2 protein-coding genes are annotated in these 2256 nt (G+C 61.4%); one reads left to right on the top strand and one right to left on the bottom strand.

Annotation, left to right across the window (positions count from 1 at the left end):
• Nucleotides 1-844: cache domain-containing protein (locus tag AACR77_RS09195; protein ID WP_042880934.1), on the bottom strand; the 844-nt coding region annotated here is incomplete at its 3' end.
• 263 nt (nucleotides 845-1107) lie between these two features.
• Here AACR77_RS09195 and gltX point away from each other — a divergent pair.
• On the top strand, nucleotides 1108-2256 hold a 1149-nt coding region (gltX, locus tag AACR77_RS09190; protein WP_042880932.1), incomplete at its 3' end, for a glutamate--tRNA ligase.

Genomic DNA, 2256 nt, shown 5'->3' with positions numbered 1-2256 from the left:
CGTTGCCGAGCCCCTTGTCGGCGCGGCTGCCGAGCAGGCTGGCGTCGCCGCTGGTGCCGGTGATGACGCCGGCAGCGCTGACGATCAGGGTCTCCCCCTTGCCGTCATAGATGTTGCTGTTGAGGGACTGGGCCTGGCGGCTGATGGAGTCCACCGCCAGATCCAGCGCGGCGATGCCCTTGAACCGGCCATCCACCAGGATGGGGGTGGTGATGGTGCTCACCAGCACCTGCTGGCCGTTGATGTCCACCTTGAAGGGATCGATGAGGCAGGGGCGCCCCTCCCGTTTCGGGCAGGCGTAGTAGTCGTTGGCCGGGTTGCCGAACTCGTCCGGATCGCTCTTCTCGATGGAGAGCAGCAGATCGCTGCCGATCTGATCCTTGTCGCGATAGAAATAGGGAACGAAGCGCCCCTTGTCGTCGCTGCCAAGGGCTGCCTGTCCCGCGAAGCTTTCGTCCTGGCCGTCGAAGCCGTTGGGCTCGAAGCCCGCGAAGGCGCCATAGAGCTGAGGCTCCAGGGCAAGCTGGGCCTTGAGCAGGTCGGTGGCTTGCTGGCGATCCAGCGGCAGCTTGCCCTCCTGCTGGCGAGCGAAGACGCTGGCCATCTGCTGGGTGTAGGAGAGCCCCTTTTGCAGCAGCTGGGTGATGGTAGCGGCCTCGGCACGGGCGTTGGCGCTCACCTTCTGCCACGCCTCCTGTTGCAGGGCGGCGCGGCTGGAGTCGATGGTGAGCTGCTGGGTCTGCCGGCCTGAATACTGGTTGAGCAGGATCAGGATGACCAGGGCCGTGGTCATGGCGACACCGGCCAGTACCAGGATACGATTCTGGATAGAACGAAACTGCATCGCGCGTTCCTTGTATCGTTGAGGGTTCGTTGACGGGGTGACTGAAGTATCGGCTGTGCGGGAGATCTCTCCAGCGACCTCGCCTAGCTAAGCGGGAAAAAAGGGAAAATTCTGAGACATCACTCTAAAACAGCGGTTTTTGCGGGAATAGACCCTATTTTCCCCTCTGCCTCGCCATGGTTTTCCCATCCGTCATTGTCGGTGCTAAAATGCGACGGTTTTTTTAACGAATTGGCCCAAGGCCCTCTACACAAGGCTTAAAGATGAAAGTCAAAACCCGTTTTGCTCCCAGCCCGACCGGCTTTTTGCATGTCGGCGGTGCCCGTACCGCACTCTATTCCTGGTTGTTTGCAAAGAACCAGGGCGGTGAGTTTGTGCTGCGTATCGAGGATACCGATCTGGAACGTTCCACTCAGGAGGCCATCGACGCCATCATTGAGGGCATGGAATGGCTGGAGCTGAACTGGGATGAGGGCCCCTACTACCAGACCAAGCGCTTCGATCGCTACAACGGCCTCATCGACGAGATGCTGGCTGACGGCCGCGCCTACAAGTGCTACTGCTCCAAAGAGCGTCTGGAAGCGCTGCGTGAAGGCCAGATGGCCAACGGCGAGAAGCCCCGCTATGACGGCAAGTGCCGGGATGGCGACCACGATCACCCGGCCGATGCGCCGCACGTGATCCGCTTCCGCAACCCGACCGAAGGCTCCGTGGTGTTCGATGACCACGTCCGTGGCCGCATCGAGTTCGCCAACACCGAGCTCGACGATCTCATCATCCGCCGTACCGACGGCGCACCGACCTACAACTTCTGTGTTGTAGTCGATGACTGGGACATGGAGATCACCCACGTGGTGCGTGGGGAAGACCACATCAACAACACCCCGCGCCAGATCAACATCTACAAGGCACTGAACGCGCCGGTGCCGGAGTTTGCCCACGTCTCCATGATCCTGGGTGACGACGGCGCCAAGCTCTCCAAGCGCCACGGCGCCGTCTCCGTCATGCAGTACCGCGACGACGGTTACCTGCCGGAAGCGCTGCTGAACTATCTGGTGCGTCTGGGCTGGTCCCACGGGGATCAGGAGATCTTCACCTTGGACGAGATGATCAAGCTGTTCAGCCTGGATGCCATCTCCAAGTCCGCCTCCGCCTTCAACACCGACAAGCTCTTGTGGCTCAACAACCACTACATGCGCAGCCTGGAGCCGGCCTATGTGGCCAAGCACCTGGCCTGGCACATGGAACACCAGCAGATCGACACCAGCAATGGCCCGGCGCTGGCCGACGTGGTCACCCTGCTGGCCGAGCGCTGCAACACCCTGGTGGAGGTGGCTGCCCAGAGCCGCTACCTGTTCGAAGAGTACGAGGCCATCGACGAAGCGGCAGCCAAGAAGCACCTGCGCGGTGTG

Origin of the sequence: Aeromonas sp. ZOR0002, from assembly GCF_963866995.1 — a bacterium.
Taxonomy (GTDB): Bacteria; Pseudomonadota; Gammaproteobacteria; order Enterobacterales; family Aeromonadaceae; genus Aeromonas; species Aeromonas caviae.
Note: the sequence above shows the minus strand (reverse complement) of the source record. Positions and strands in the feature narration are given on the sequence as shown.